At 60.9% G+C, this 23,366-nt stretch carries 22 protein-coding genes; 7 read left to right on the forward strand and 15 right to left on the reverse strand.

The window, feature by feature from the left end; translation table 11 throughout:
• Positions 1-52 precede the first annotated feature (52 nt).
• Positions 53-1,435: a geranylgeranyl reductase gene (gene chlP, locus FZZ88_RS06725; protein ID WP_115023276.1), complete on the forward strand. Its 1,383-nt coding sequence runs from the start codon at positions 53-55 to the stop codon at positions 1,433-1,435.
• Positions 1,436-1,469: 34 nt separating this feature from the next.
• Here the strand turns inward: chlP and FZZ88_RS06730 are convergent, their stop codons facing one another.
• The gene (locus FZZ88_RS06730) at positions 1,470-1,745 is read right to left on the reverse strand and encodes a hypothetical protein (RefSeq protein ID WP_226423745.1); all 276 of its coding nucleotides are present in this window, start codon (positions 1,743-1,745) and stop codon (positions 1,470-1,472) included.
• Positions 1,746-3,911: a glycine--tRNA ligase subunit beta gene (gene glyS / locus FZZ88_RS06735; RefSeq protein WP_166018279.1), complete on the reverse strand. Its 2,166-nt coding sequence runs from the start codon at positions 3,909-3,911 to the stop codon at positions 1,746-1,748.
• Positions 3,912-3,999: 88 nt separating this feature from the next.
• Here glyS and FZZ88_RS06740 point away from each other — a divergent pair, with 88 nt between their 5' ends.
• A complete protein-coding gene (locus tag FZZ88_RS06740; protein WP_166018396.1) occupies positions 4,000-5,742 on the forward strand; it encodes an NADPH-dependent assimilatory sulfite reductase hemoprotein subunit in 1,743 nt (580 codons plus the stop codon).
• Here FZZ88_RS06740 and FZZ88_RS06745 read toward each other — a convergent pair.
• From FZZ88_RS06745 to FZZ88_RS06795, 11 genes are all read right to left on the reverse strand, one after another.
• A complete protein-coding gene (locus FZZ88_RS06745) occupies positions 5,706-6,407 on the reverse strand; it encodes a M15 family metallopeptidase (RefSeq protein WP_166018278.1) in 702 nt (233 codons plus the stop codon). The genes FZZ88_RS06740 and FZZ88_RS06745 overlap by 37 nt on opposite strands.
• 22 nt (positions 6,408-6,429) lie before the next feature.
• Positions 6,430-8,883 (reverse strand): ATP-dependent DNA helicase RecG, encoded by a 2,454-nt coding sequence (recG, locus tag FZZ88_RS06750; RefSeq protein ID WP_226423750.1) that lies wholly within the window; start codon positions 8,881-8,883, stop codon positions 6,430-6,432.
• A gap of 32 nt (positions 8,884-8,915) precedes the next feature.
• Positions 8,916-10,037, reverse strand: coding sequence for a hypothetical protein (locus FZZ88_RS06755; protein ID WP_166018274.1), 1,122 nt, complete (start codon positions 10,035-10,037; stop codon positions 8,916-8,918).
• A 5-nt stretch (positions 10,038-10,042) separates the two neighbouring features.
• On the reverse strand, positions 10,043-10,702 hold the full coding sequence (gene tsf, locus FZZ88_RS06760; RefSeq protein ID WP_166018271.1) for a translation elongation factor Ts: 660 nt from the start codon (positions 10,700-10,702) through the stop codon (positions 10,043-10,045).
• A 78-nt stretch (positions 10,703-10,780) separates the two neighbouring features.
• On the reverse strand, positions 10,781-11,497 hold the full coding sequence (rpsB, locus tag FZZ88_RS06765) for a 30S ribosomal protein S2 (protein WP_115023287.1): 717 nt from the start codon (positions 11,495-11,497) through the stop codon (positions 10,781-10,783).
• A gap of 130 nt (positions 11,498-11,627) precedes the next feature.
• A complete protein-coding gene (locus FZZ88_RS06770; RefSeq protein WP_166018269.1) occupies positions 11,628-12,560 on the reverse strand; it encodes a glycosyltransferase family 2 protein in 933 nt (310 codons plus the stop codon).
• 87 nt (positions 12,561-12,647) lie between these two features.
• A complete protein-coding gene (locus FZZ88_RS06775; protein ID WP_006850288.1) occupies positions 12,648-12,803 on the reverse strand; it encodes a hypothetical protein in 156 nt (51 codons plus the stop codon).
• A 33-nt stretch (positions 12,804-12,836) separates the two neighbouring features.
• Positions 12,837-13,517 (reverse strand): DevA family ABC transporter ATP-binding protein, encoded by a 681-nt coding sequence (locus FZZ88_RS06780; RefSeq protein WP_166018267.1) that lies wholly within the window; start codon positions 13,515-13,517, stop codon positions 12,837-12,839.
• Positions 13,517-14,686: an ABC transporter permease DevC gene (gene devC / locus FZZ88_RS06785; RefSeq protein ID WP_166018265.1), complete on the reverse strand. Its 1,170-nt coding sequence runs from the start codon at positions 14,684-14,686 to the stop codon at positions 13,517-13,519. Before devC ends, FZZ88_RS06780 begins: the two co-directional genes overlap by 1 nt.
• The gene (locus tag FZZ88_RS06790; RefSeq protein WP_166018263.1) at positions 14,683-15,579 is read right to left on the reverse strand and encodes an HlyD family efflux transporter periplasmic adaptor subunit; all 897 of its coding nucleotides are present in this window, start codon (positions 15,577-15,579) and stop codon (positions 14,683-14,685) included. The genes devC and FZZ88_RS06790 overlap by 4 nt, the downstream gene beginning before the upstream one ends.
• Positions 15,579-16,322 (reverse strand): phycocyanobilin:ferredoxin oxidoreductase, encoded by a 744-nt coding sequence (locus tag FZZ88_RS06795; RefSeq protein WP_166018261.1) that lies wholly within the window; start codon positions 16,320-16,322, stop codon positions 15,579-15,581. Before FZZ88_RS06795 ends, FZZ88_RS06790 begins: the two co-directional genes overlap by 1 nt.
• 18 nt (positions 16,323-16,340) lie before the next feature.
• On the opposite strand from FZZ88_RS06795, the gene FZZ88_RS06800 reads away from it, so the two are divergent.
• A complete protein-coding gene (locus FZZ88_RS06800; RefSeq protein WP_166018259.1) occupies positions 16,341-17,624 on the forward strand; it encodes a pitrilysin family protein in 1,284 nt (427 codons plus the stop codon).
• Positions 17,621-18,877 carry a pitrilysin family protein gene (locus FZZ88_RS06805; RefSeq protein ID WP_166018257.1) on the forward strand — a complete coding sequence of 419 codons (1,257 nt, stop codon included), beginning with the start codon at positions 17,621-17,623 and terminating at the stop codon, positions 18,875-18,877. Before FZZ88_RS06800 ends, FZZ88_RS06805 begins: the two co-directional genes overlap by 4 nt.
• On the opposite strand, the gene FZZ88_RS06810 is transcribed toward FZZ88_RS06805, so the two are convergent.
• A complete protein-coding gene (locus FZZ88_RS06810; RefSeq protein WP_166018254.1) occupies positions 18,874-19,101 on the reverse strand; it encodes an NAD(P)H dehydrogenase assembly family protein in 228 nt (75 codons plus the stop codon). The two genes, FZZ88_RS06805 and FZZ88_RS06810, sit on opposite strands and share 4 nt — an antisense overlap.
• Positions 19,102-19,157: 56 nt before the next feature.
• Here FZZ88_RS06810 and FZZ88_RS06815 point away from each other — a divergent pair, with 56 nt between their 5' ends.
• The 3 genes from FZZ88_RS06815 to FZZ88_RS06825 are packed head-to-tail and all read left to right on the forward strand — an operon-like array spanning position 19,158 to position 21,824.
• Positions 19,158-19,727, forward strand: a complete 570-nt coding sequence (locus FZZ88_RS06815) for a biotin transporter BioY (protein WP_115093777.1) — start codon at positions 19,158-19,160, stop codon at positions 19,725-19,727.
• Positions 19,724-20,200, forward strand: coding sequence for a signal peptidase II (gene lspA / locus FZZ88_RS06820; protein ID WP_166018252.1), 477 nt, complete (start codon positions 19,724-19,726; stop codon positions 20,198-20,200). The genes FZZ88_RS06815 and lspA overlap by 4 nt, the downstream gene beginning before the upstream one ends.
• A 34-nt stretch (positions 20,201-20,234) precedes the next feature.
• Positions 20,235-21,824, forward strand: coding sequence for a YcjF family protein (locus FZZ88_RS06825; RefSeq protein WP_166018250.1), 1,590 nt, complete (start codon positions 20,235-20,237; stop codon positions 21,822-21,824).
• Between the two features lie 128 nt (positions 21,825-21,952).
• Here the strand turns inward: FZZ88_RS06825 and FZZ88_RS06830 are convergent, their stop codons facing one another.
• Positions 21,953-23,356, reverse strand: coding sequence for an aminotransferase class V-fold PLP-dependent enzyme (locus FZZ88_RS06830; protein WP_166018247.1), 1,404 nt, complete (start codon positions 23,354-23,356; stop codon positions 21,953-21,955).
• Between the last annotated feature and the right edge of the window lie 10 nt (positions 23,357-23,366).

Genomic DNA, 23,366 nt, shown 5'->3' on the forward strand with positions numbered 1-23,366 from the left:
GTCGTTGTGACAGTGATAGCTTCAAAAAACAATCCAGCGGAGACGGGCTGAGATGTTGCGAGTTGCGGTGATCGGCGGTGGCCCCAGCGGCTCCTGTGCTGCAGAGATTCTGGCCAAGGCAGGAATTCAGACCTGGTTGTTTGAGCGCAAACTCGATAACGCCAAACCCTGTGGAGGTGCCATTCCTCTCTGCATGGTTGAGGAGTTCGAGCTTCCGGACGAGATCATCGACCGCAAAGTGCGCAACATGAAGATGATTTCCCCTTCCAACAGGGAAGTGGACATCAAACTTGATCCCCTCGGCTACGACGACAACGCCTACATCGGCATGTGCCGACGGGAAGTCTTCGACGCCTTCCTCCGCAACAGAGCCGCTGATCTAGGAACAACCCTGATCAATGGTCTGGTGCAGAAAATCGACACCGGTACTGACCGTCAGGGGCCATACACCATTCATTACGCCGACTACAGCGGCGGCGGCCCCACCGGAGAGCAGAAAACCCTCGGTGTCGATCTAATCATCGGTGCTGATGGCGCCAACTCACGGGTGGCGAAAGCCATGGATGCCGGTGATTACAACGTGGCCATTGCCTTCCAGGAGCGGATCAAGCTTCCGGCCGAGGAGATGACCTACTACGAGGATCTCGCGGAGATGTACGTCGGCACCGATGTGTCACCTGATTTCTATGCCTGGGTGTTCCCCAAGTACGACCACGTTGCTGTAGGAACCGGAACCATGCAACAGAACCAGAGCCTGATCAAGGGTCTGCAGAAGGGCATCCGTGAACGGGCCAACAAGCGCCTGTTCCAGGGCGAAGTGATCAAGGTGGAAGCCCATCCCATCCCTGAGCACCCTCGTCCGCGACGGGTTGTAGGCCGAATGGCGCTAGTGGGAGATGCAGCTGGTTACGTCACCAAGAGTTCAGGAGAAGGGATTTATTTCGCTGCCAAGAGCGGCCGGATGTGCGCTGAAGCGATCGTGGAAATCTCCAACAGCGGTGCTTCCATCCCAACGGAAAAACAAATCAAGTCGACCTACATCAAGCGCTGGGACCGGAAGTACGGCGCCACCTATGCGGTTCTCGACATCCTTCAGCGCATTTTCTACCGCAACGACGCCGCCAGGGAGGCCTTCGTCGAGATGTGCGACGACAAGGACGTACAGAAGCTGACCTTCGACAGCTATTTGTACAAGCGGGTGGTGATGATGAATCCCTGGCAGCAGATCAAGCTCACCCTTCGCACTGTCGGCAGCTTGATCCGGGGCGAGGCCCTGGCTCCGTCGAAGTACAACCCTGTTCCCTCAGCAGTTGGTCGTTCAGACGGCGATTTTCTTGCCGAGGAAGCTTCACAGCAGATCAAGGCTCAGGCCACTGAGTCGAAAGGATCCAACTCCAAGGAAACGGAGTCGAAAGAAAAGGCCGGCGTCTCCTGAGGAGGCCGGCCCCAAACAACCCTGAAGTTGCTGGTTAGTTGCGCGACTCGATCGCTTTGCCAGCAGCATCTTTGATCCGCTCAATCCCCTGCTCGATGTTCTTGGCCGGGGAGGTTTCTTTCTTGGTCGTCGACCAGACGTTGACGGCGTAGATGGCTGCGGCCGCGATGATGACGGCCGCGATGACGGTTCCGAGGCCGTTGCCTCCCTGGCGAATCACGACAGGCTGCTGGGTGGTGTTGGTCTCTTGATCAGGCATTCCAAAGGAATGGACTCGCTCCTGCTTAGCCGCTGGGGCTGGAGCTGCCATTCATTTGGATTGAATCGATTCAAATTCAGCCAACACCGAAGCCTGATTCCGCAGAACGGCCAACAAATTGAGGCGATTGAGCCGCAAGTCGGGGTCTTCGACCATCACCATCACGCTGGTATCACCGTCGAAGAAGGCCTGAAGAATCGGGGTTGCGGCCACCAGCGCATCGGCTAGAGCTTGATACGACCGCTGCTGAGCCAAAGGTTGCAGCTGCTCCAGTGCGGCGAACAGATCCTGCTCACTGGCCGACTCGAAGCGTTCAGCCTGAACCACATCGCCAGCAACAAGCTGATCCCGCGCCAGATCACCCTTCTCGGCCAGCTTGGCGGCCCGTTGAACAACCGCTTGCACGGCATCCAGCTGGCCGCTATCCCGGAGAGCACGCAACAGCTGAAGCCGCTGTTTCACGTCAAGAGGATCACGAAGCAAACGCTGGTTGGAAACGGCGTCTCCAGCAACAGCCTGCACCAGATCCGGAGCAAAGCCGTCGTCTTCCAGCTGAGACACGATCCGCTGCCGCATCAGCTGACAGAGGTCGTTGTGCAATTGGCTGGAGTCGACCGCAAAGGCCGGGAACAGGGCAGCCCACTCGGCCACGGCATTGGTCAAGAAGGCCATGAGGTCCAGCCGCCAACCCATCCCCCAGAGAATCTGCAAAACACCGTTGCCAGCACGGCGCAGGGCATACGGATCTGAGGATCCCGTCGGGCGCTCGCCTTTGGCAAAGATGCTGAGCAGCAGCTCCAGCCGTTCTGCCACGGCCACCACAGCCCCCGCAGACGTTGCTGGCAGGTCATCACCGGCACCTCGGGGCAGATAGTGCTCCACCACAGCAAGGGCGACCTCGCGGGGCTCTCCCTCCTCCAGGAGGTACTTACCACCCATCAGGCCCTGGAGTTCCGGGAACTCGCCCACCATCTGACTCACCAGGTCGTTCTTGCAGAAATGAGCTGCTCGCTGGGCCGCATCCGTAACGGCTTGATTAAGACCGAGTTGCTTCAACAGCAGCCCCGTCAGCCGCTCGATCCGCTCGGAGCGGTCGAGAAGACTGCCCAGCCCTTCAGCGAAGGTGACTCGATCAAGGGCTTCACGCCGAGATGCGCTGGACTGACGTCGGTCAACGTCCAGGAAAAATTCGGCATCCGCAAGACGCGCTCCGAGAACGCGCTCATTGCCGCGGACAATCAGGGAGGCTGCCGGAGCCAAGCCGTTGCCCACCAACAGGAACTGAGGACGAAGCACCGCATCAGCGGTCAGTCGGAGCGGGTCAGCCTCCAGGCCAGGCACTTGCAGCGGAACATAACGCTGATGGGCCTGCATCACCGTGCTGATCACTTCGGGGGGGAGCTGCAGGAAACGCTCAGCGATGGTTCCCTCGAGGACCCTTGGATCCTCGACAAGGTCGACGAGTTCCTCGAACAGGGACTCTGGACAGTCGGGAGTTCCATTGGCGGCCTCAGCCGACTGATCAAGACTGGTACGGATCCGTTTAGCTCGCTCCGTGCGGTCAACAACAACACCGGCAGCGTCGAGGGTCTCAGCGAACGCATCCGCCGATGCGATGGAGAGCGGCTCGTCACCATGAAGCCGGTGGGCACGGCTGAAGCGATCGCTGCGGACCTCAGGGTCAGCGCCATCCAGCACCACAGGAATGACGTTGGAGCCCTGAAGGGCGAGCAACCAGCGGATGGGGCGACTGAAGCGCTGGGCTCCCGTTCCCCAGCGCATGAACCGCCGCCCTTGGAGGGCATCGATCCATTGGGGGATCAGAGCCTGAAGGAGATCAGCACTGGCTTGACCAGGGGTCAATACCGTTGCAAAGACGCAGGGGCCCTTTGGCGTCTCTCGCTGTTCCAGCGCTGAGGGATCGACACCGCAACGCTTCGCGAAACCGATCGCCGCAGGGCCGGGAATGCCGTCCTTGAAGGCTTGAGCCACGGGGGGACCTTTGCGGTCTTCCTGAAGATCAGGTTGTCCGTCTTCCAGATCGGCGACGGAGACCACCAGACGCCGGGGGGTGCCGAACACCGACACAGCCCCGTGCCCAAGCCTTGCCTCACGCAAGTCGCGACTGACCCGCTGCTCAAGCTGGGTCAGCGCTTGCTTGACGAAATCAGCGGGAAGCTCCTCGGTGCCGATTTCCAGAAGAAAGGTTGCCGTCACGCCAAGGTCAGAGCCGGAGGCGACTGTATTGGAAGCCGTTTCGCTACGTTCAAATCAAGAAGTCCTTTTCGGGGTGGGGGAAAGCTCCTTGACAGTGGCGGAAACCGGATCTCAATCCCTGTCTAAGGCGGAGCAGCGCAAGCTGGACAGTGACCATCTGCGCGACCCACTGCTGAGCGAGCTCAGCAACGATGAGGTTCGCTTCACAGAAGATGCCGTTCAACTGCTGAAGTTCCACGGCAGCTATCAGCAACATCACCGCGAACTGCGCAAAACCGACAAGGTCCGCAGCTGGCAGATGATGCTGCGGCTGCGCAGCCCAGGGGGACGCATCCCCGCCAGGCTCTTTCTTGCCCTGGATGAACTCTCCAATCGTCTGGGGGATGGAACCCTGCGGGCAACCACCCGCCAGGCCTTCCAGATGCATGGCATCCCCAAGGCTGATCTGAAAGAGGTGATCGGCACCATCGTTCGCAACTTGGGCTCGACCTTGGCGGCCTGCGGAGATATCAACCGCAATGTGATGGCGCCTCCGGCTCCCTTTGAGAAGGGCGGGTATCCCGTTGCGCGCCGCCTGGCAGATGAGATTGCGGATCTACTCAGCCCTGAGGCTGCTGAGGGGGCTTATCTCGATCTCTGGGTGGATGGTGACCTGAGTTATCGCTTCAAGCCCAGCCGCGCCGTTCGGAAGGCCAGGAAGCGCCAGAGCGAAGACGGTGTGTTTTCAGGCAGCTCTGAGGAGCCTCTATACGGGGACACCTATCTCCCCCGGAAGTTCAAGGTGGCCGTCACCGTGCCGGGGGACAACTCCGTGGATCTGCTCACCCAGGACATCGGTCTGGTGGCCTTTACCGATCCTTCAGGCGAGCTTCGGGGCTGCAACGTCTATGTCGGCGGTGGTATGGGTCGCACCCACAACAAGGAGGAGACCTTCGCCCGCACCGCAGACCCCCTTGGCTACGTCGAAGCCGCTGACGTTCTCGATGTGGTTCAGGCGATCCTGGCGTTGCAACGGGACCATGGTGACCGGGAAGTGCGTAAGCACGCCCGTATGAAGTACCTGATTCATGACAAGGGCATTCAATGGTTCCGCGAAACCCTTTGCGCTACCTACTTCAAGGGAGCACTCAAAGGTCTGCGCAATGAACCAAAGGCCAAACTGCTCGACTACCTCGGCTGGCATCGGCAGAAGGCAGGGATGTGGTTCGTGGGGCTGCCCCTGCTATGTGGACGCCTGAACGGTGATCTGAAAGCGGGACTGCGGCAACTCGTCGAGACCTACCAGCTGGAGATTCGTCTCACAGCCAATCAAGACCTGCTCCTTTGCAACATCGGTACCTCCCAGCGCGCCAGCATTCGCACGCAGCTTGAGGCGATGGGCTTTGAGGTGCCTGAAGCACCAGCCCGCCTCGCCAGACATGCCATCGCCTGCCCAGCACTCCCCACCTGCGGCCTGGCGATCACCGAATCGGAGCGCATCCTTCCAGATGTTCTTGATCGCCTGGATGCCCAGCTGCGGCGGCTCGAGATCGAGAAGTCGCTTCTCGTGCGCATGACCGGCTGCCCCAATGGCTGTGCTCGGCCTTACATGGCGGAGCTGGGATTGGTGGGCAACGGAGTCAACCAGTACCAGCTATGGCTCGGTGGGACCCCCAACCTCCAACGTTTGGCGCGTCCCTACATGGAGAAACTGCCCCTCGACGATCTTGAAAAGACCCTCGAACCGTTGCTGCTGAGCTGGAAGGCCGCCGGTGGTCGACGCAGCTTCGGGGATCACATCGAAAAGCTGGGGGATCAGGAAGTGAGCGCACTGTTAGCGGCCTCGGCATAGACCGCTACAGCAGCACCCTTGCGCCAGGCCCAGAGCTGATCACCGAACGAGTAGTGCCACCACTCGTTCGGGTGCTGGGCGAAGCCGGAAGCATCCATGACATCGGCCAGAAGCTGCCGACGTTGATGCCAGCAGCGGGCATCGGGATCCTCCTGTCCGGCGTAATGCTCGGGCTCTGAAATCGCACCAATGGCATCGATCTCTCCACCCATCTCCAGCGGGATTCCCTCACGGCTACTGAGGGTGAGATCAACAGCGGCACCGGTGCTGTGGGGTGGCGGTGTGGCTGGATCGCGGCTGGGGGCGGCCCAGAACCGCCCCACATCGGCAACCACCCGGTCGAAGGCGTCCCCCGACATCAGTTCAACCCCGCGTTCGCGGCAGAGGTCGGCAATGCTGTGCTCCACCATGAAGGCCTGCACCGCGATCGGGCGCCACGCATCGAAAATGCTCAGGCGAAGGCTGGGGTCGTGATCGCTCAGACGCTGCTGCGCCTTCAGCAGACGCTGAACCACCCCTTGGCGCAATTGGAAGGGATTCCCTGAGGCCCCATAGGGTGCACCGAGCGCCATGTAGGGATGGGGTTCCATCCGCAAGAACTCCCGAGGGAGGTCTTGCAGCGGCTCACCGCACTCCTCGATCGGGATAGGGCTCCAGGGGCGCATCGAATCGTTGAGAGGGGATGGGTCAGTTCAGGGGGGTGCCGCCGCTGAGGCGACGCTGCTGCTCATCCAGGGTCTTGCGCAGCAGCGGGAGCTGTTCAAGGTCTGGATCGTGTTTCAGCAGCTCCTGAGCCGCCGTTCGTGCATCCTCCAGAACAGCACCATCATCGGCAAGGCTGGCCAAGGCCAGATCGGGCAGGCCCGACTGACGGGTCCCCAACACCTGTCCAGGACCGCGCAGACGCAGATCCATCTCAGCGATCTCAAAACCGTCGGTGGAGCGCACCAGCACATCCAGACGCTGGCGTGCCAAGGGATTGGAACTGCCATTGATCAGCAGGCAGTGGGAGGCGGCGGCGCCCCGACCGACGCGACCCCGCAATTGATGCAACTGCGCCAGTCCAAAGCGCTCGGCATGGTCGATCACCATCACGCTGGCCTCAGGTACATCCACGCCCACCTCCACCACCGTGGTCGACACCAGCACCTGGGTTTTACCGGTGGCGAACGCGTTCAACACCGCCTGCTTATCGACACTGGAAAGACGACCATGCAGGAGGCCGACAGCCAAGTCAGGGAAAACCTCCGAGGCCAACTCGGCATGGACTTCAACAGCCGAACGAAGCTCAAGTTTCTCCGACTCATCCACCAGCGGCAGGACCACATAGGCCCTCTGGCCAAGCTGCACCTCCTCACGGATCAGCTCATAGGCCTTCTCGCGCTTACCGGCCGTGAGCATGCTGGTGCGAATCGGTGTGCGACCTGGAGGTAATTCATCGATCTGGCTGACATCCAGATCCCCATGCATCGACAACGCCAGGGTGCGTGGGATCGGCGTCGCCGTCATGGTGAGCAAGTGGGGCTGCAACCCCTTATTGAGCAGACGATCCCGTTGGTGAACCCCGAAGCGGTGTTGTTCATCAACCACCACTAGCCCCAGGCGATTGAAAACGACCGGATCCTCAAGAAGGGCATGGGTCCCCACAAGAACCTTCAGAGAACCATTGGCCAAGTCATCCAACAGCTGACGGCGGCGTGGTCGTGGTGTGGATCCCGTCAACAAGGCGACGCTGACGTGAAGCTGAGGCAACCACTGGCAGAGATTGCGGTAATGCTGCTCGGCCAGCACCTCCGTGGGGGCCATCAGGGCCCCCTGCCAACCAGAGGCGATGGTGCTGAGCAACGCCGCAATGGCGACCACCGTCTTTCCCGAACCGACATCCCCCTGCACCAGTCGGGCCATGGGTTCGGTGCGACCGAGATCGGCTTCAATTTCCTGAAACACACGTTGCTGGGCTGCGGTGAAGCGGAAGGGAAGAAGGTCCATGAACTCCCCCACAAGCCCATCGGCACTGGTCTGAAGATCGAGATCAGGCCCCGTCCGAGAGCGCAGCAGCTGACGTCGTCTTAACAGGCCCAACTGCAAGAGCAGAAACTCATCGAACACCAGCCGGCGGCGGCCCCGATCGAGGCTTTCACGATCCTTCGGCGCATGCAGCGCTTGCAAGGCTTCCGCCAATGTCGCCAGCTCGAATCGCCGTTGCAGCTCAGCAGGAAGGGGATCGGGCCAGGTGGCCGCGAGGGGCAAGACCTGATCAATCAAGCTGCGGAAACGGTCAGCACCAACCCCTTCGGTGAGGGGGTACACCGGCAGAAGACGACCGATGCTGGGGGACTTCACAGGGGAAGAGGGGCTGTCCAACACCTCAATCAACGGATCCTGGAAGGTGATGCCGTAGGGGCCGTCCTTGACCAGACCACTAACGGCCACGGTGGCACCAACGGGGTAAAGGCGCTGCTGACCTTTGAGGTACGCCGGAGAACTGAAGCGTTTGCCAGCCAGGAAGCGACTCACCTTCAGGCGACCTGTCGGATCCTGGAGCTGGAGCTCAATGATGGCGAGATTGGTGTTCCTTGGGCTGACAAATCCATTGCAGCGGCGGATCGTGGCAACAATCGTGGCGGTCTCCCCCAACACCAGCGCCTCAATACGCCGCATCGCCGAGTAGTCGACATGATCACGGGGGTAGTAGCGCAGCAGGTCGCGCACCAGAAGCAGGCCGATCGACGCCAGCCGTGCGGCGAATTTCGGACCCACACCACGGATTTGCGTGATCGGACTATCGAGCTGCAACGGTGACGCAGGCCGTTGAGCGCCCTCTCCAGCCTTGGAGGACGACTGAACCTTCAGCCTTGGCGGTGCCATGGGGGCCGAGGGTTCCAGACGATGGCGCAGCTCATACAGCCACTGGCGAGCATCGGTAACCAGACGCCGGCGGGCAGGATCAGCCAACTCCGGATACTCGGCGAAACCAGCGCTGATCCTGGTCATCCGATCGGTTACGGCCTGAGGGAAGGGCAGTGCCGGCGGGGCTGCAAGCTGCTGCTGCAGAAAGTCGTGAAAACGCTGCTGGCGACCCTGCAAGTTCCGAAAGCCTCGGTCGGCCTCCAACCCCAGCGAACGCTGGATGGGAAGCATCCATGCCAACAACAGCGACAGTTGCTCGCCGGTCAGTCCCCGCTCAGCTGCTGCGTTGAATCGGATGGGGTCTGCCAATGGGTACGGGCCTCACGATCGAGGGAGCGACGCTGCCAGTGGCGTTGCTGCCGAACCATTGTGAGCAGAGCATGGTGGTGAGTGCGCAAACGCTTGCGGCACTGACGCAGTCGTGGGCTGTCGAACTCCAGATCGTTGCTGCGCAGGAGCACACAAAGAACATCCATGCCCTGGTCGAGATCACCGACGGCCAGAGGCAGCCGCAAACGCAACACATTTGTGGCCGTTGGCTGTGTTTCCACCTGACCCTTCAGGACGGCGTCGAGAAGGCTGATGGGCAGAAGCGTCTGGGCCAGCCCTGAGCGCAGCATCTGCACATTCACAGCGTGGGACAGGTTGCGAAGCCGTCGCTCAAGTGCCTGATCCATGGCCTGGATCCAATGCAACAGCGCATCCGGCTCACGAGGAAGGAAGTGGTCGTCGCCTTCAGCAGACTGATCAAATGCGCCACTGGCCTCGACGGGCATTTGTGCCTGCTGCATCGCATCACCGGCCAGCTCGAACAGCGAGCGGAGCACGTCAAGATCCCCTGAAGGTTGGCTGTCTGGTTGTTCAGGGAGAGGTTCAACAACAGGACCTGAACCTGGATCTCCCTGGGGGGAATCGAGGGGGGACGCCAGGCTCAACTGAATCGAGCCACTGGGTTCGTCCTGCTGCGGAGGAGACGATGGCGACTCGGACGCAGCGTCTCTGTTCAACGGCTGACGGCCGAGGTTCTGAAGCATGGTTCGGCTGGCATGGGCCTGCTGGCGCCGCTGCTCTTGCTGCATCTGCTGAACAAGCTGCATCAGCTGCTCCACCGTGAGCAGGACGCTGCAGCGCTCAATCAGATTATTGACCGACGCATGGAAGTTCTGGCGGGTCGAGTCTGGAAGCCGACTAAATCGGGAAGGATCAACCTCGCCGAGAAGATTAAACAGAGCCTGACGGGTGGCTCCTGGAAGCAGCTCACGCAGCACCTGCAGATAGAGAGCCTGCTCCCGGTAGAGGGCGATGGCCCGCAGCCGGCACAACCGTTGAAGGCGCGCCAGCTGATCTGACGGGTCGTAAGCAGGCCTGACGTCCGGGTCGGACAATGGAATCAGCCGGCGCTCTGCATGGACGCCACTTCAGCGGCGAAATCGTTCTCCGCCACCTCGATGCCCTCACCAAGGGTGTAGCGGGTGAAGCGACGAACCTTCACGTTCTCGCCGATCTTGCCGGCAGCCTGCTTGACGAGATCAGCAACGGTGATTGAGCTGTCTTTGATGAAGGGTTGCTCCATCAGAGCGAGTTCCTTGAGGCGCTTGCCAATCCGACCTTCAACGATCTTTTCCTTCATCTGTTCAGGCTTTCCGTCGAGGTCGTCTCGGCCCATCTCAATCGCCTTCTCGCGCTCACGGATTTCGTCGGGGATCTCGTCGGTGGTGACGTATTCCACGTTGGGGCATGCCGCAACTTGCATTGATACATCCCGAAGAAGTTCCTGGAACATGTCGCCACGAGCCACGAAGTCGGTTTCGCAGTTGACTTCGATCAACACACCCACCCGGGCGCCGGTGTGGATGTAACTGCCGATCGCACCCTCGGCAGCGGTGCGTCCTGATTTCTTTTCAGCGCTGGCGATGCCTTTCTGGCGAAGCCATTCAACGGCTTTATTGGTGTCCCCATCCGTTGCGGCCAGGGCCTTTTTGCAGTCCATCATTCCCGCGCCGGTCTTGTCGCGGAGTTCTTTGACAAGCTTGGCGGATACGGCAGCCATCGGTCGGAAGGGAAGAAAAGGGTGGATGCGCCGTTCTCCGTTGACGGAGAACGGCGAGGTCGAGAAGGGAAAGGGTGATCAGGCGTCGGCGTCGCCGCCACGCTGATCGTTGGAACCGTGGCGACCTTCATTGATCGCGTCGGCCAAACGACCCAGGACAAGCTGAACGGAACGGACAGCGTCGTCGTTGCAGGGAATCGGAACCTCGCAGAGGTCCGGATCGCAGTTGGTGTCGAGCATTGACACCAGGGGAATGTCGAGCTTGCGGGCTTCAAGCACCGCATTGGACTCACGGCGTTGGTCCACCAAAACCACGACGTCGGGGAGACGGCGCATGTTCTTCAGACCGCCCAGGTACTTCTGGAGACGCTCAAGTTCGCGACGAAGCACCGCACCCTCTTTCTTGGGGCGCATGGCAATGGCGCCACTGGATTCCATCCGCTCCAAATCCTTGAGACGGTCGATCCGGGCCTTCATCGTGGTCCAGTTGGTGAGCATTCCGCCCAACCAGCGCTGGTTCACATAGGAGGCTCCGCAGCGGGCAGCTTCGAGAGCAACCACTTCAGAAGCTTGCTTCTTGGTGCCAACAAAAAGGAAGCGCTTGCCGCTGCGAGCAGCTGAACGGGTCCACTTGTAGGCGTTGTTCATGCAGACAGCGGTCTGCACAAGATCAATGATGTGAACACCATTGCGCGCGCAATAGATGTAGCGCGACATCTTGGGGTTCCAACGACGGGTCTGGTGCCCAAAGTGGGCACCAGCCTCCATCATCTCGGCGAGGGTGACGACAGCCATGGTTTGTGGGTTTCGGGTTCGCCTCCACCTGCCAGGGACCTGAACAACCAGCAGATGCTGGTGTCACGGTGCACCCGAAACGGGCAGGTGTGCGGAGTGAAAGGACCTATAGAAGGTATCAAAACGTTGATCAACGCAGTCCAGCTGCTTTGGCTTCGCGGAACAGGGCACGCACACCGATGCGATTCAGAGGCAGACGAAGCAGCTCCATTGCAGTCCCCGGGTAGCCATGACGAATTAACCAGCGGAGCAGGGGGCGAAGGCTGGACGGATTAATCAGCCCCCCGAAAGTGAGAAGCTCCCAGAGGATCCGATGGAACCAGGTGAACTGGATGATCAGGCGCACCCGCCGGGTTGGATGTTTGCGGAAGAACACCAGCCCCATGCGGGCCCGTTCTCCCTCCACTTCCACAAGGCGGGGGATTTGATCGAGGCTCAGAGCAGGGTGCCAGTGATAGCCGACAGCGGCAGGACACTTCACCAACTCAACCCCCATCCGCCGCAGGCGCTCACCAAGTTCCAGATCCTCCCAGCCGTAGAGGCGAAAACCTGTGTCGAACAGGCCTGAGCGCTCCAACACCGCCCGATCGATGGCCACGTTCCCCGTAGCGAAATAGGCCCAAGACAAGTCCCTCAACTTGTGACGTTCGGAGCGGGGCGCCTCGAAGTTGGCCGTGTTGATCACAGCGCCATAGGTGAAACAAAGGCGATCACCCCGTTTCTGCCAGCACTGCCTCAGGGCTAGTGCGTGGGTCGCCAGAAAGGTTTCTGTGACCACCAGGTCACTGTCGATAAAAACAATGACGTCACCACGGGCATGATCGACGCCCCGGTTTCGCCCTTCCGCAGGACCACCATGCTCCTGCTCAATCAGACGCACATGGGGGAAACGATCCGACTGGTGCCGCAGCCACGACGGCGTTCCATCGGTGGAGCCGTCGTCGACCACGACAACCTCGTAATCATCCAGAGCACCATCGAGCTGCTGATCTTCCAGTGCCGAGAGGCATTTCTCGAGAATCGGGCGTCGGTTGTAGGTCGGAATAACGACGCTGACGAACATCGCGACAGCCGATGCAGAAGGAACCCACCCTACGAACAACAAAAAAGGGGCCCGAAGGCCCCTTTCTTCTGAACATTGCTTGGCAGATCAGTCCGCCGCGCCACCATTGTTGGCGGTTCCGGTCACGCCATTGCCAGCGCCTTCACCACGGCCGTCGTTCCGCATCTTGCGCTTCTTGAACTTGCGGGCGTAGGCGCGGTTCCGCTCCTGCTTCTCTTTCTTCAGGTTTCTGCGCTTGGCCATGCGGAACTGCGGGCTCTTGAATCAACGCTGAGTCTACTCAACGGCATTCAGCAGACGCCCATCCTCCATCTGGAGCACGCGATCGGCGACATCAACGATGCGTGGATCATGGGTCACCATCAGCACCGCACAGGACTGTTCGCGCGCAAGTCGGCGCAGCAGCTCCACCACCTCCCTGCCGGTGCGGCTGTCAAGGGCGGCTGTGGGCTCGTCCGCCAGGAGCAGCCTGGGATTAGCCGCAAGGGCACGGGCAATGGCGACCCGCTGCTTCTGGCCTCCAGACAAGTCATGGGGGACTTTGGCCATGTGGTCCTCAAGGCCTACGGAGCGGAGCCACTGACGGGCCTCATCCCGACGGGCCCTGTAACTGAGATCAGGCAGAAGATCAGCTCCCATCTGCACGTTCTGTTCTGCGGTGAGGCAGCGCAGGAGGTTGTGCCCCTGAAAAATCATTCCAATGCGTCGGCGCACCTGCTGGCGACGACGACGGCCGGCTCCATCCAGGGATTGCCCAAGCACAGACACCTGGCCCTGCTGAACCGTGCGTAGAGCGCCGATCAAGGTGAGCAGCGTTGTCTTGCCACAGCCGGAGGGACCGGTCAGCAGCACCACTTCGCCCGGCTCGATGCTGAAGCTGATGTTCTGAAGAACCTCGCGGCGCATCTCCCCTTGACCGAAGGCATGGGAGAGGTTGTCGACAAGAACAGCGGGCATCAGAAGATCTCCGCAGGATCTGCATCAATGAGACGACGCATGGCCAGGAACGACGACAACATGCACATCACCAGGATCATCACCAGAACGGTCAACGCCCGGGACAAATCCATGCCGACGGGCAACTTGGTGGCGTCACGAACGAACCAGTACAGACCCTGACCGGCCATGTAGGCGGGGACGTACCCCATCACCGCCAGATAGAAGCCCTCACGGACCACCACTCCCAACAAATGGCTTAGGCGATAACCCATCGCCATCAAGGTGGCGTACTCAGGCAGGTGATCACTCACATCGGTGTACAGCACCTGGTAGACGATCACGCAGCCCACAACGAACCCCATGGCAGCGCCGAGGGTGAAGATGAAACCGATGGAGGTGCTGCTCTTCCAGTAGTTCTGCTCGAAATCGATGAAGCCTTGCTTGGTTAACACCAAAACATCCTTGGGCAGCCGCTGGCTTAATCGGGACACCACCTGCTCAGGATCCGCTCCTGGCTTCAACCGCACCAGACCCACTTCGATCGCCCCAGGCGGCTTCTGAGGCATCAGATCGAGAAACGTCTCGGTGCTCGTAAGCAGATTGCCGTCGGCACCGAAGCTGGTGCCCAGGCTCACCAGACCTGCCACCCGGACGCGGTTGCCAGCGATCTCAGTTTCCACCACCCGGCCATCGCGATACCACTCAGCAATGGGTCCGAATTCAGGGCGTGAAAGCTGATCAAACAGGATCCGTCCTTTCTGCTTGAGAGCGTCAGTTTTCTCAGCCAGGGAGGGGTCGACGAAGAAGGGGTCATCGGGATTGAAGCCCAAGGCCAGGATCGACCGGTTGCGCCGCGTTTCGGGGTTGCGCCAAAGCATCAGCCCCCAGTGCACCGGGGTCACCCCCTCGACATCGGGATCAGCCAGGGTCTGAACCAGCCGCCGCCTGGGAAAGGCCTCCATGCTCACGGAGCTGGCGGAGCGGGGACTGATCAGAACGACATCGGCATCGAACAATCGGTGCGCCGTGACGCTGGCGTCAAAGAGGCCATCACGGAATCCGAGCTGCATGAACATCAGAATTCCCGCAAAACTGATGCCGGCCAGTGCCACCAGCAAGCGAACGGGCTGGCGCGTCAGCAACAGCCAAGAGAGAGGAATCCGACGCCCCCGCCAGAACCGGTTCATGGATCGAAGCGGGCAATCACCTTCAAGCCAGCCAAACGGCTGACTTTGGCTGCATCTTCAGGGTTGAGCACCACATCAACCACCACCACGCGGGCGTCGGCATCGCCGGTGGGATCGGTGGAGAGAACAGACCGTTGTTCCACCTGCGGGCTAATGCGCAGCACGCGCCCGACAAGTTCACCGCGGAAGCCACCGTTCTCACTGGTGAGGCGAACGGACTGGTCGGGGCTAATCCGAGCGATATCGGATTCATAGACCTCGATGCTGGCCTGCATGGCCTGGTTCGCACCCACGTCCATGACCCCCTCCGAACCAGGCCGCTCGCCTTCGCGGGCGTGCAGCTTGAGCACGACACCATCGATGGGTGAGATCAGCTGGCTCAGCAGGAGATCGGCCTTGAGCCCCTTGCGTTCAGCAAGGGCCTGATCCCGCTGTCCCTGGAGGCGCACCAGCTCCTCACGCTTGTTGTCCACCAAAGAGAGCTCGGCAGCTCCCCATTCCGCGGCTTGAGTGAAACGCTCAACCTCAATGGCCTGAAGACGGATCTCCTGGTCCAGGCTTCTCAGCTCAGCGTCAACACGCTCTAGGTCTGCCAGGAGGCCAACACGGTGATCGAACGCCGCCAACACCTGGCCGCGCTTGATCGCATCTCCCTCGTTCACCTGAAGTGAGGCAACCCTCGGGGTCCCCGCCATTCCCGCGTTGGGAGCCGCCAAATTGCGAATGTCCCCTGCAGGCTCAAGTTGCCCCAAAGCAGCAACGGCTTGTGGACGAACCGATCGTTCAACAGGGGGGACAACAGGTGTTGGGGCCGGCTTTGGTCGAAGCAACCAGCCGCCGACTGCAGCGATGACCAAACTTCCAGCCACAACAGACCAGCGCTTGGGACTCATCACGGTTCGGGTGGATTGTCGAAGAGCAGCAAATCGATATAGCGATCGGCCCAAGCCGAATCGAAGGCCTTCTCGAGAACGCGTCGGGTCTTGTCGTTGCGTTTCTGCTGAAGGCAATAGTTCAGCTGGCCCTCGTATCGGCGAACTGTAGTGAGAGCAGTCGACGGTTCGGGAGTCGCTTCGATCACGCTTGTTGCCATCACCTGCAGGTAGTGGCTCACCAGGTCATGAAAGGCCGTCTCCTCTTCCACACCATCCGGGCGAATGAAGCAGACCTTGCTGGAGAAGATGGCTGATCCCCACGCCGGTAGGTCCCGGACCTGCCGAAACGCAGGCCAGGGCTTGGCCTCGAGACGATTCAGCAACTGCTCCGGTAGGGCACCTGAGGTGGGAGAAAGATCGACGATGGCGGCGGAGATGCCAGCCGGGCCGGCCACGATGTCAGCCCCGAAAATCGGCAGGTCGTAACAGGGATCCGGGAACCAAACGCTGTGGAGGATTTGAAGACCGTTCCCGAGCCGCGCGACCTCCAAATGCAATTTGCGAAGGCCGACACAGCGAAAGAGTTCATTCCCGATCGTCAGCCCTTCACCATCGAGCTTCCCCTTGATGAAGCGCAAATCATCATCACAGGGAAGGATCTCCAATCCAGGTAATCCTTGCCAGGCACTGCGAATCGACGCTGCCAAGGCATGCACAAGAGGATGCTGTCCTGGCGGTTGCGCCAGCGGCTTGGGCTGCATCGAAGAAGCAGGCACAGAATGGAACTTTGCCACGCAGTTCTGAACATTCCGTTCTCCGGCCCATCACTGGACCATTGGACTCTCCCCAACGGAGTGCGCTGCGTGACGGCAGACATGCCGGATGCACCCTTGACCTGTCTCGATCTTTGGTGCCGCGCAGGCAGTGCCAGCGAGCATCCCGGGGAAGAGGGAATGGCCCATTTCCTTGAGCACATGGTCTTTAAGGGAAGTGAGCGGCTAGCCGCAGGGGCCTTCGATGAGGCGATCGAGGCCCTAGGTGGCAGCAGCAATGCAGCCACGGGCTTTGACGACGTCCACTTTCACGTGCTGACACCACCGGATCGGGCCCGCGAAGCGTTGGATCTGCTGCTGGAGCTTGTTCTGCAGCCGAGCCTCGATCCAGCCGGGTTCAGTACAGAGCGGGGTGTGGTTCTGGAGGAGATCGCGCAATACGCCGATCAGCCGAATGAGCAAGTGCTGCAACTGCTGCTCAGCAAAGGCTGTGACCAGCACCCATATGGCCGCCCGATTCTTGGAACCCCCCGCAGTCTGGAGGCCATGACCCCGGGCGCTATGGAGGCGTTTCACAAACGGCAGTACCGCGGTTCCAACTGCTGCCTAGCGGTGGCTGGCCCCGCATCCACTGAGCTGCGCTCCGCTATTGGCTCCTCGGCTCTGGCCGGACTCCTGAATGCCCCTGGCCCCTCAGCCCGGTCAGCCCCTCTGAGCGTGCGCCCAGGACGCCAGAGCGTCGCGGTGGATCGCCTGGAATCAGCGCGACTGCTGATGCTCTGGGAAGCCCCCAAGGCCCAGGATCAGGGCGGCGTGATGGCGGCGGATCTCGCTACGACATTGCTGGGGGAGGGACGACGCAGTCGTCTCGTCAACCGCCTGAGAGAGGAGCTTCAGATCGTTGAAAGTGTGTCGATGGACCTCTCGGTTCTGGAGCAGGGGAGCCTGATCACCCTGGAAGTGATCTGCCCAGATGAGCATCTGGACGCTGTTGAAGAGGAGGTCAACCGTGAGTTGCGCACCATGGCGCGCGAGCTTGTCACCGATCAGGAACTGAAACGGGGGCAACAGCTGGTGAGCAATGGGCTCCGATACGCGTTGGAATCGACGGGTCAGGTCTCAGGTCTCTGTGCCAGTCAGACCCTCTGGAACCGTCAGCAGGACCTGCTGCACCCCCTTGCCTTCCTCCCAAAGTGGACAGCGGAGCGGCTGCGCTCGCAGCTGTTTCCCAGGCTTCAACCCGAACAGGCCTTCGTCCTGACGGCCCAAGCCAAGTCGGAGCACGAATGAGCAACCCCGAACTACTGGTCGAACCGGTCGCAACCCCGGGGATATTGGCCGCAAAACTGCTGCTCCCTTTCGGCAGCGCAGAGGACCCCGCTGGGGCTCGGGGAGCCCATGACCTGCTGGCGTCCCTGCTCAGCCGAGGCTGCGGAAATCACAACAACCTTGAGCTGGCTGACCTGGTGGAGGGATGCGGCGCCGGTCTGCGCTGTGATGCCCAGGAAGACGCCCTCATCCTGAGCCTGCGCTGCACGGTGGAAGATGCCGAGCATCTTTTGCCACTACTGGCGCAAATGGTGCGAGCCCCCCACCTTGAGCCCGATCAGGTGGCCCTAGAACGTTCGCTCACGATTCAGGCCCTACAGCGGCAAAGGGAGGACCCCTTCCATTGCGCCACGACCGGCTGGAGGCAACTGACCTACGGCAGCGGTGGCTACGGCCATGACCCTATGGGCATCACCGAGGAGCTGATCGACCTGGATCGGAAGGTGCTGCTTCCCCTCGCCGAACGGCTGCCAGAGGCCTCCAGTGTTCTCGCCCTTGCGGGCAGCGTCCCGCAGCACCTTGTCGATCAATTCCATTCGCTTGAGGACTTCCGCAACTGGCCTAAGGGCAGAGCCAAGGATTCCGCCAGCCGACTCCCCTACGCCGAAGGAGTCGGCACCGAAACAATCCACCTTGAACCGATGGACACCGAACAAGTGGTGCTGATGCTGGGGCAGGCAACGTTGGGGCATGGCCAGCCGGATGAGCTGGCCTTACGGCTGTTGCAGTGCCATCTAGGGGTTGGAATGTCGAGCGTGCTGTTCCAGCGCCTGCGTGAAGACCATGGCGTGGCCTACGACGTGGCAGCCCACTTCCCTGCCTTGGCCGGCCCCGCACCCTTTGTGCTGATGGCGTCAAGCGTGGAGGAACGAGCCAACCTCGCCCTGGACTTGCTGCTGAAGATCTGGGAGGAGCTGCGCGAGCAACTCCTCAGCGAGGCAGAGCTTGAGCTCGCTAGAGCGAAGTACATCGGCCAGCTCGCCCAAGGACTGCAGACCTGCTCCCAAAGGGCTGAGCGGCGCGTTCAGCTGAAGGCGCAGGGCCTCCCCGAAGATCATGACCAGAGATGTGTTGATGCCCTTTCGCAACTGACACCGTCTGATGTTCGCGCTGCAGCAGCGCGCTGGCTCGGTGAACCACGGCTCAGCCTGTGCGGAACCTCCGGAGCACTGGAGCAGCTCGCACGACGCTGGCAGCGCCGTGTTGCTGGTTAGTCCGCCTTAGCGGCATCCACGGGATCCAGCCGGTCGAGCGCAATCAGGAACGTGCCCCGACGGAAGCGGACGGCCACCGTGTCCATCGGATGGAGCGCAACCACCTCACCCACTTCACCGGCCGCCACCAGATCCGGGGGACGCAACATCGGCATCGGATCAGCGGATTTCAGGAAAGGAAGCTGCTGCTTCAGGAGCAGGCGATCACCAATCGATACCGTCATCTGAACTGGGCAGGATCTGCATTGTCGAGCAGGATGGGCCGAGTTGACGGATTGATGTGAGGGCTCTCGCCTCCTGGTGTGGTGCCCTGGCGGGTCTGCTGGCCATCCTCATTGGTGGTCTTGTACCGGCAGCGATGTATCTGCCTGTGCCGGAACCAATTGTTCTGCCCCTGCCCGTGACCTGGCAGGTGCCAGCCCTCCTCCTCTGCGCCATGGTGAGCGGCCCGCGCGCCGGTGTGATGGCCGCCGTTGGGTATCTGACCCTGGGACTGTTCAGCCTGCCGGTGTTCCATGGCGGTGGCGGGCTGAGCTACGTGCTGGAACCAGGTTTCGGCTATCTGGCGGGTTTTGTTCCGGCGGCCTGGCTCACCGGTCGCCTGGCGCAGCAGGACGGCATGAACGACCTGCCCAGACAGTCGCTGTCCGCCCTTGCAGGGCTCCTGGTTCTTCAGATCTGCGGTCTCCTCAATCTCGCCATCGGGGCCATTTTGGGTCGATGGACGCTTGGATTTCTCGAGCTCCTGATGCAGTTTTCCATCGGCCCATTGCCTGCACAGATGCTGCTCTGCATCGGTGCAGGACTGCTCTCGGTTGTGTTGCGTCGGCTGTTGATCATTGAGTCATGAACAGAACCCTGCCGCGTCAATCCACCCTGCTCATTGCTCTTGTCATCGTTGTGGTGGACCAGGTCAGCAAGGCTGTGGCCTCCAGCGTTTTGCAGGATGGCCACACCCTTCCCCTGCTACCGCACCTGATCTCCCTGCAGTTGGTGCACAACACTGGAGCCGCCTTCAGCCTGCTGCGGGGATCCACTGCCCTCCTTGGACTTCTCAGCTTGGGGGTCGGCATCGGGCTGATTCTCTGGATCTGGCGACAACGGGTCCTGCCGTTTTGGCAAGCACTTGCTTCAGCAGCGCTTCTTGGCGGCACCCTGGGCAACGGGCTCGATCGCTGGCGCCTGGGTTACGTGGTCGATTTTCTGGCACTCGAACCGATCGACTTCCCGATCTTCAACGGAGCCGATGTCGCCATCAATCTCGCTGTGCTCTGCTTCGGCATCGATCTCTGGACCCGTCGTGGTGACACCAGCCGTGGCTGACCCAAACTTGCCCTGAGGCTGGTGTGACGCAGGCATGAAACGTCAAACCAAGTTGCTCATCGGTCTTGCAGTTGCCTTTGTGGCACTTGTGGTGATCGGTGTAGCCGTTCAAACCATCCGCAGCCTGCTGTGGGATCTGAGTTACTTCTTGCCTCCCTGGCTGCTTACGCCGGTTCTGCTGCTGGGTCTTGTGCTGCTGGTGACTGTGGTGATGCAGGTGGGCTGGCCCATGTGGAAACGCTGGAAGTCACGCCCCCCTCAACACCCGCGGCAGCCAGCCGCCGCTCCTCAGAACCGCCGGGACGCCGCAAATACAAGCCTGGGCCATGTCGATCGTTTGATCGAACGCATCCAGGACGACATCAGCCGCCGGAGTCTGCAAAACGAACGCGATCGCGTCGCAGACGAACTGAAGCGAGGGGATCTGGTGGTTGTTGTGTTCGGCACCGGATCCAGCGGCAAGACATCGCTCATCCGTGCGCTGCTCAATGAAATGGTCGGCGATGTGGGTGCCCCCATGGGCGTCACAAAAACCAGCCGTGCCTACCGCCTGCGTTTGAAAGGGTTAGAGCGTGGTCTGCAACTTGTCGACACCCCAGGGATCCTTGAAGCGGGAGAGGAAGGCCTCAGCCGCGAGGAGACGGCCCGTCGTCGGGCGGTACGCGCCGACCTGTTGATTGTGGTGGTGGACGGTGATCTCCGAGCCTCGGAATTCGCCGTTGTGCAATCCCTTGCTGGCCTCGGCAAGCGGCTGCTCTTGGTGCTGAACAAGCGAGATTTACGAGGTGTGGATGAGGAAAAACGGCTTCTGCAGGTGCTTCGATCCCGTTGCCAGGGACATCTCAACACTGCCGATGTGGTGGCCTGCAGTGCATCTCCTCAATCGATTCCTCAACCCGGTCGTCGGCCCCTGCAGCCGATGCCTGACGTCAGCGATCTGTTGCAACGCCTCGCCGGCGTGCTTCATGCCGAGGGTGAGGAATTGATTGCCGACAACATCCTTCTCCAATGTCGGTCCCTCGACAGCCGCGGTCGTGACCTGTTGAACGACCAGCGCTCCCGGGAAGCCAAACGCTGCATCGACCGTTACAGCTGGATGGGCGCTGGGATCGTCGCTGCCAATCCACTGCCAGGGGTGGATCTGTTGAGTACCGCAGCAGTGAATGCCCAGATGATTCTGGAAATGGCGAAGATCTACGGGGTTGAGATGTCCCGGGATCGTGCCAAAGACTTGGCCATGTCCCTAGGGCAAACCCTGGGCAAGTTGGGCATCGTCAAAGGGGCCATGTCCTTGCTGGGCACCAGCCTCAGCCTGAGTTTGCCCACCCTGATTCTTGGTCAGGTGCTCCAGGGGGTGGTCACCGCATGGCTCACCCGAATTGCCGGCAGCAGCTTCATCCGTTACTTCGAACAAGACCAAGACTGGGGCGACGGCGGGATGCAGACCGTCGTGCAACAGGCCTTTGAACTCAATCGGCGGGAACTCTCGCTGCAGCGCTTTCTGGCCAGTGCCATGCGGCAAGTGGTGGAACCGCTTCAGCAGTCGGCAGCGGGGCGCCTTCCGCCCCGGCCAGAGCCTCAGCAGGAGGGGGGAGCATCGGCCCCCGGGCATCCAGCACCGTGATCAGCAGCAGATAGATCACACCAATAGCCACTGAAATCGCACCGGTGACGATCGCAACCCAGCGTGAACCCTGCTTCTGTTCCGGCATGGGACCCCCTCAAACGAGGGCGATTGTGGACGATCAGGCTTCAGGCCAGCGATGCATTCAGCCGATCGGACAAGTCGCTGAGATGCTGAGCTGTGGTGTGCGGGTTACCCAAGACCGCTTTAAGACAGAAACGGTCGCCGTAGAAGGGTCTCGAGAGCATGTAGCCGTGAGAGAGAAGCATCTGGCGGGTCTCTTCACTCCAACAAGCGGCAGCGTCAATTCCCCCCTCCCTGGCCTGGAACGCCAGAAGGTGAAGGTCACCCGACAACAGCATCAGCTTGTTGGGATCCAACATGGAGGCAAAGGCCTTTCGCCGTTGCAAGGCACCGCTGAGGGTCGCTTCAATCCCAGCCTCACCCAGCTGACGCAGGCCAAGCCAGAGCTTGAGGATCTCCGCGGGCCGGGTTCCCTGCAAGCCGATCTCCCCACCGTGATCCACCCCATTGGGCGCCTGCATGTAGGGCAATCCTGTTGAAAAGGCCTGGCGGAGGTGGGTGCGATCCCTCAGCAACAGCAGCGATGAAGCTTTGGTGATGCCCAGCAGTTTCTGAGGATTCAGAGTGATCGAATCCGCCAACTCCATGCCGCGCATCAGAGATGCGTGGCTGGTGCTCAGGGCGAACACACCGCCGATGGCTGCATCCACATGCAACCAGACCCCTGCATCACGACAGAGAGCTGCCAGATCCGAGAGGGGATCAATGGCACCACGCACGGTTGTCCCAGCGGTGGCCACCACCGCCAGACAAGGGCGGCCCTGGGCTTGCAGTGTTGTCAAACGCTCGCCCAAAGCGTCAAGACAGAGGCCGCCGTCGGGGGCCACCGGAAGCATCTGGAGTGCATCCTCCGACAAACCCATCACCCTTGCCGCCTTGTTGATCGAGACGTGGGCGTCTTGGCTGCAAAGGAGCACGGGATCCCGCTGCATCGAGCCCAAAGCGGCCCGAGCCGAGACCAGTGCCATGAGATTGCTCAGGGTTCCACCACTCGCCAGAACGCCTCCGGATCCTGCCGGCAAGCCAATCCTGTGGCAGAACCAGCGGCAGAGATCATGTTCCAGGCCAGTCAGCCCAGGAGACAGTTCCTCTGCCAGGAGATTGTTGTTCAAGCCCGCGCAAACCATCTCCGCCGCAATGGATGCGGTGAGAGGGGGCGGATCAAGATGAGCCAAGGCACCGGGATGAGACGGCTGGTAGGCCCCATCCATCACTTGCTGCAGATCACTCAGGAGTGATTCGACACCAGCTCCTTCCAGCCCGGGAGCCACCTCAGGCAAAGGGCGCATCAAGGGCACCGGGCCCGTTCGTTCAGCCGAGCCGATCCAACGGCAGAGCAGATCTGAACTGCGGTGCAAGAAGTCATTCAGTACCGGGTCTGCAGCCGAGGGGATGGCGAACGGAGCGAGCCGATCCGATGGGTGCTGAGACTCGGAACAGGCTTGCAACGGAGACCCG

It is taken from the genome of Synechococcus sp. PH41509, assembly GCF_020514285.1.
Classification (GTDB): domain Bacteria; phylum Cyanobacteriota; class Cyanobacteriia; order PCC-6307; family Cyanobiaceae; genus Parasynechococcus.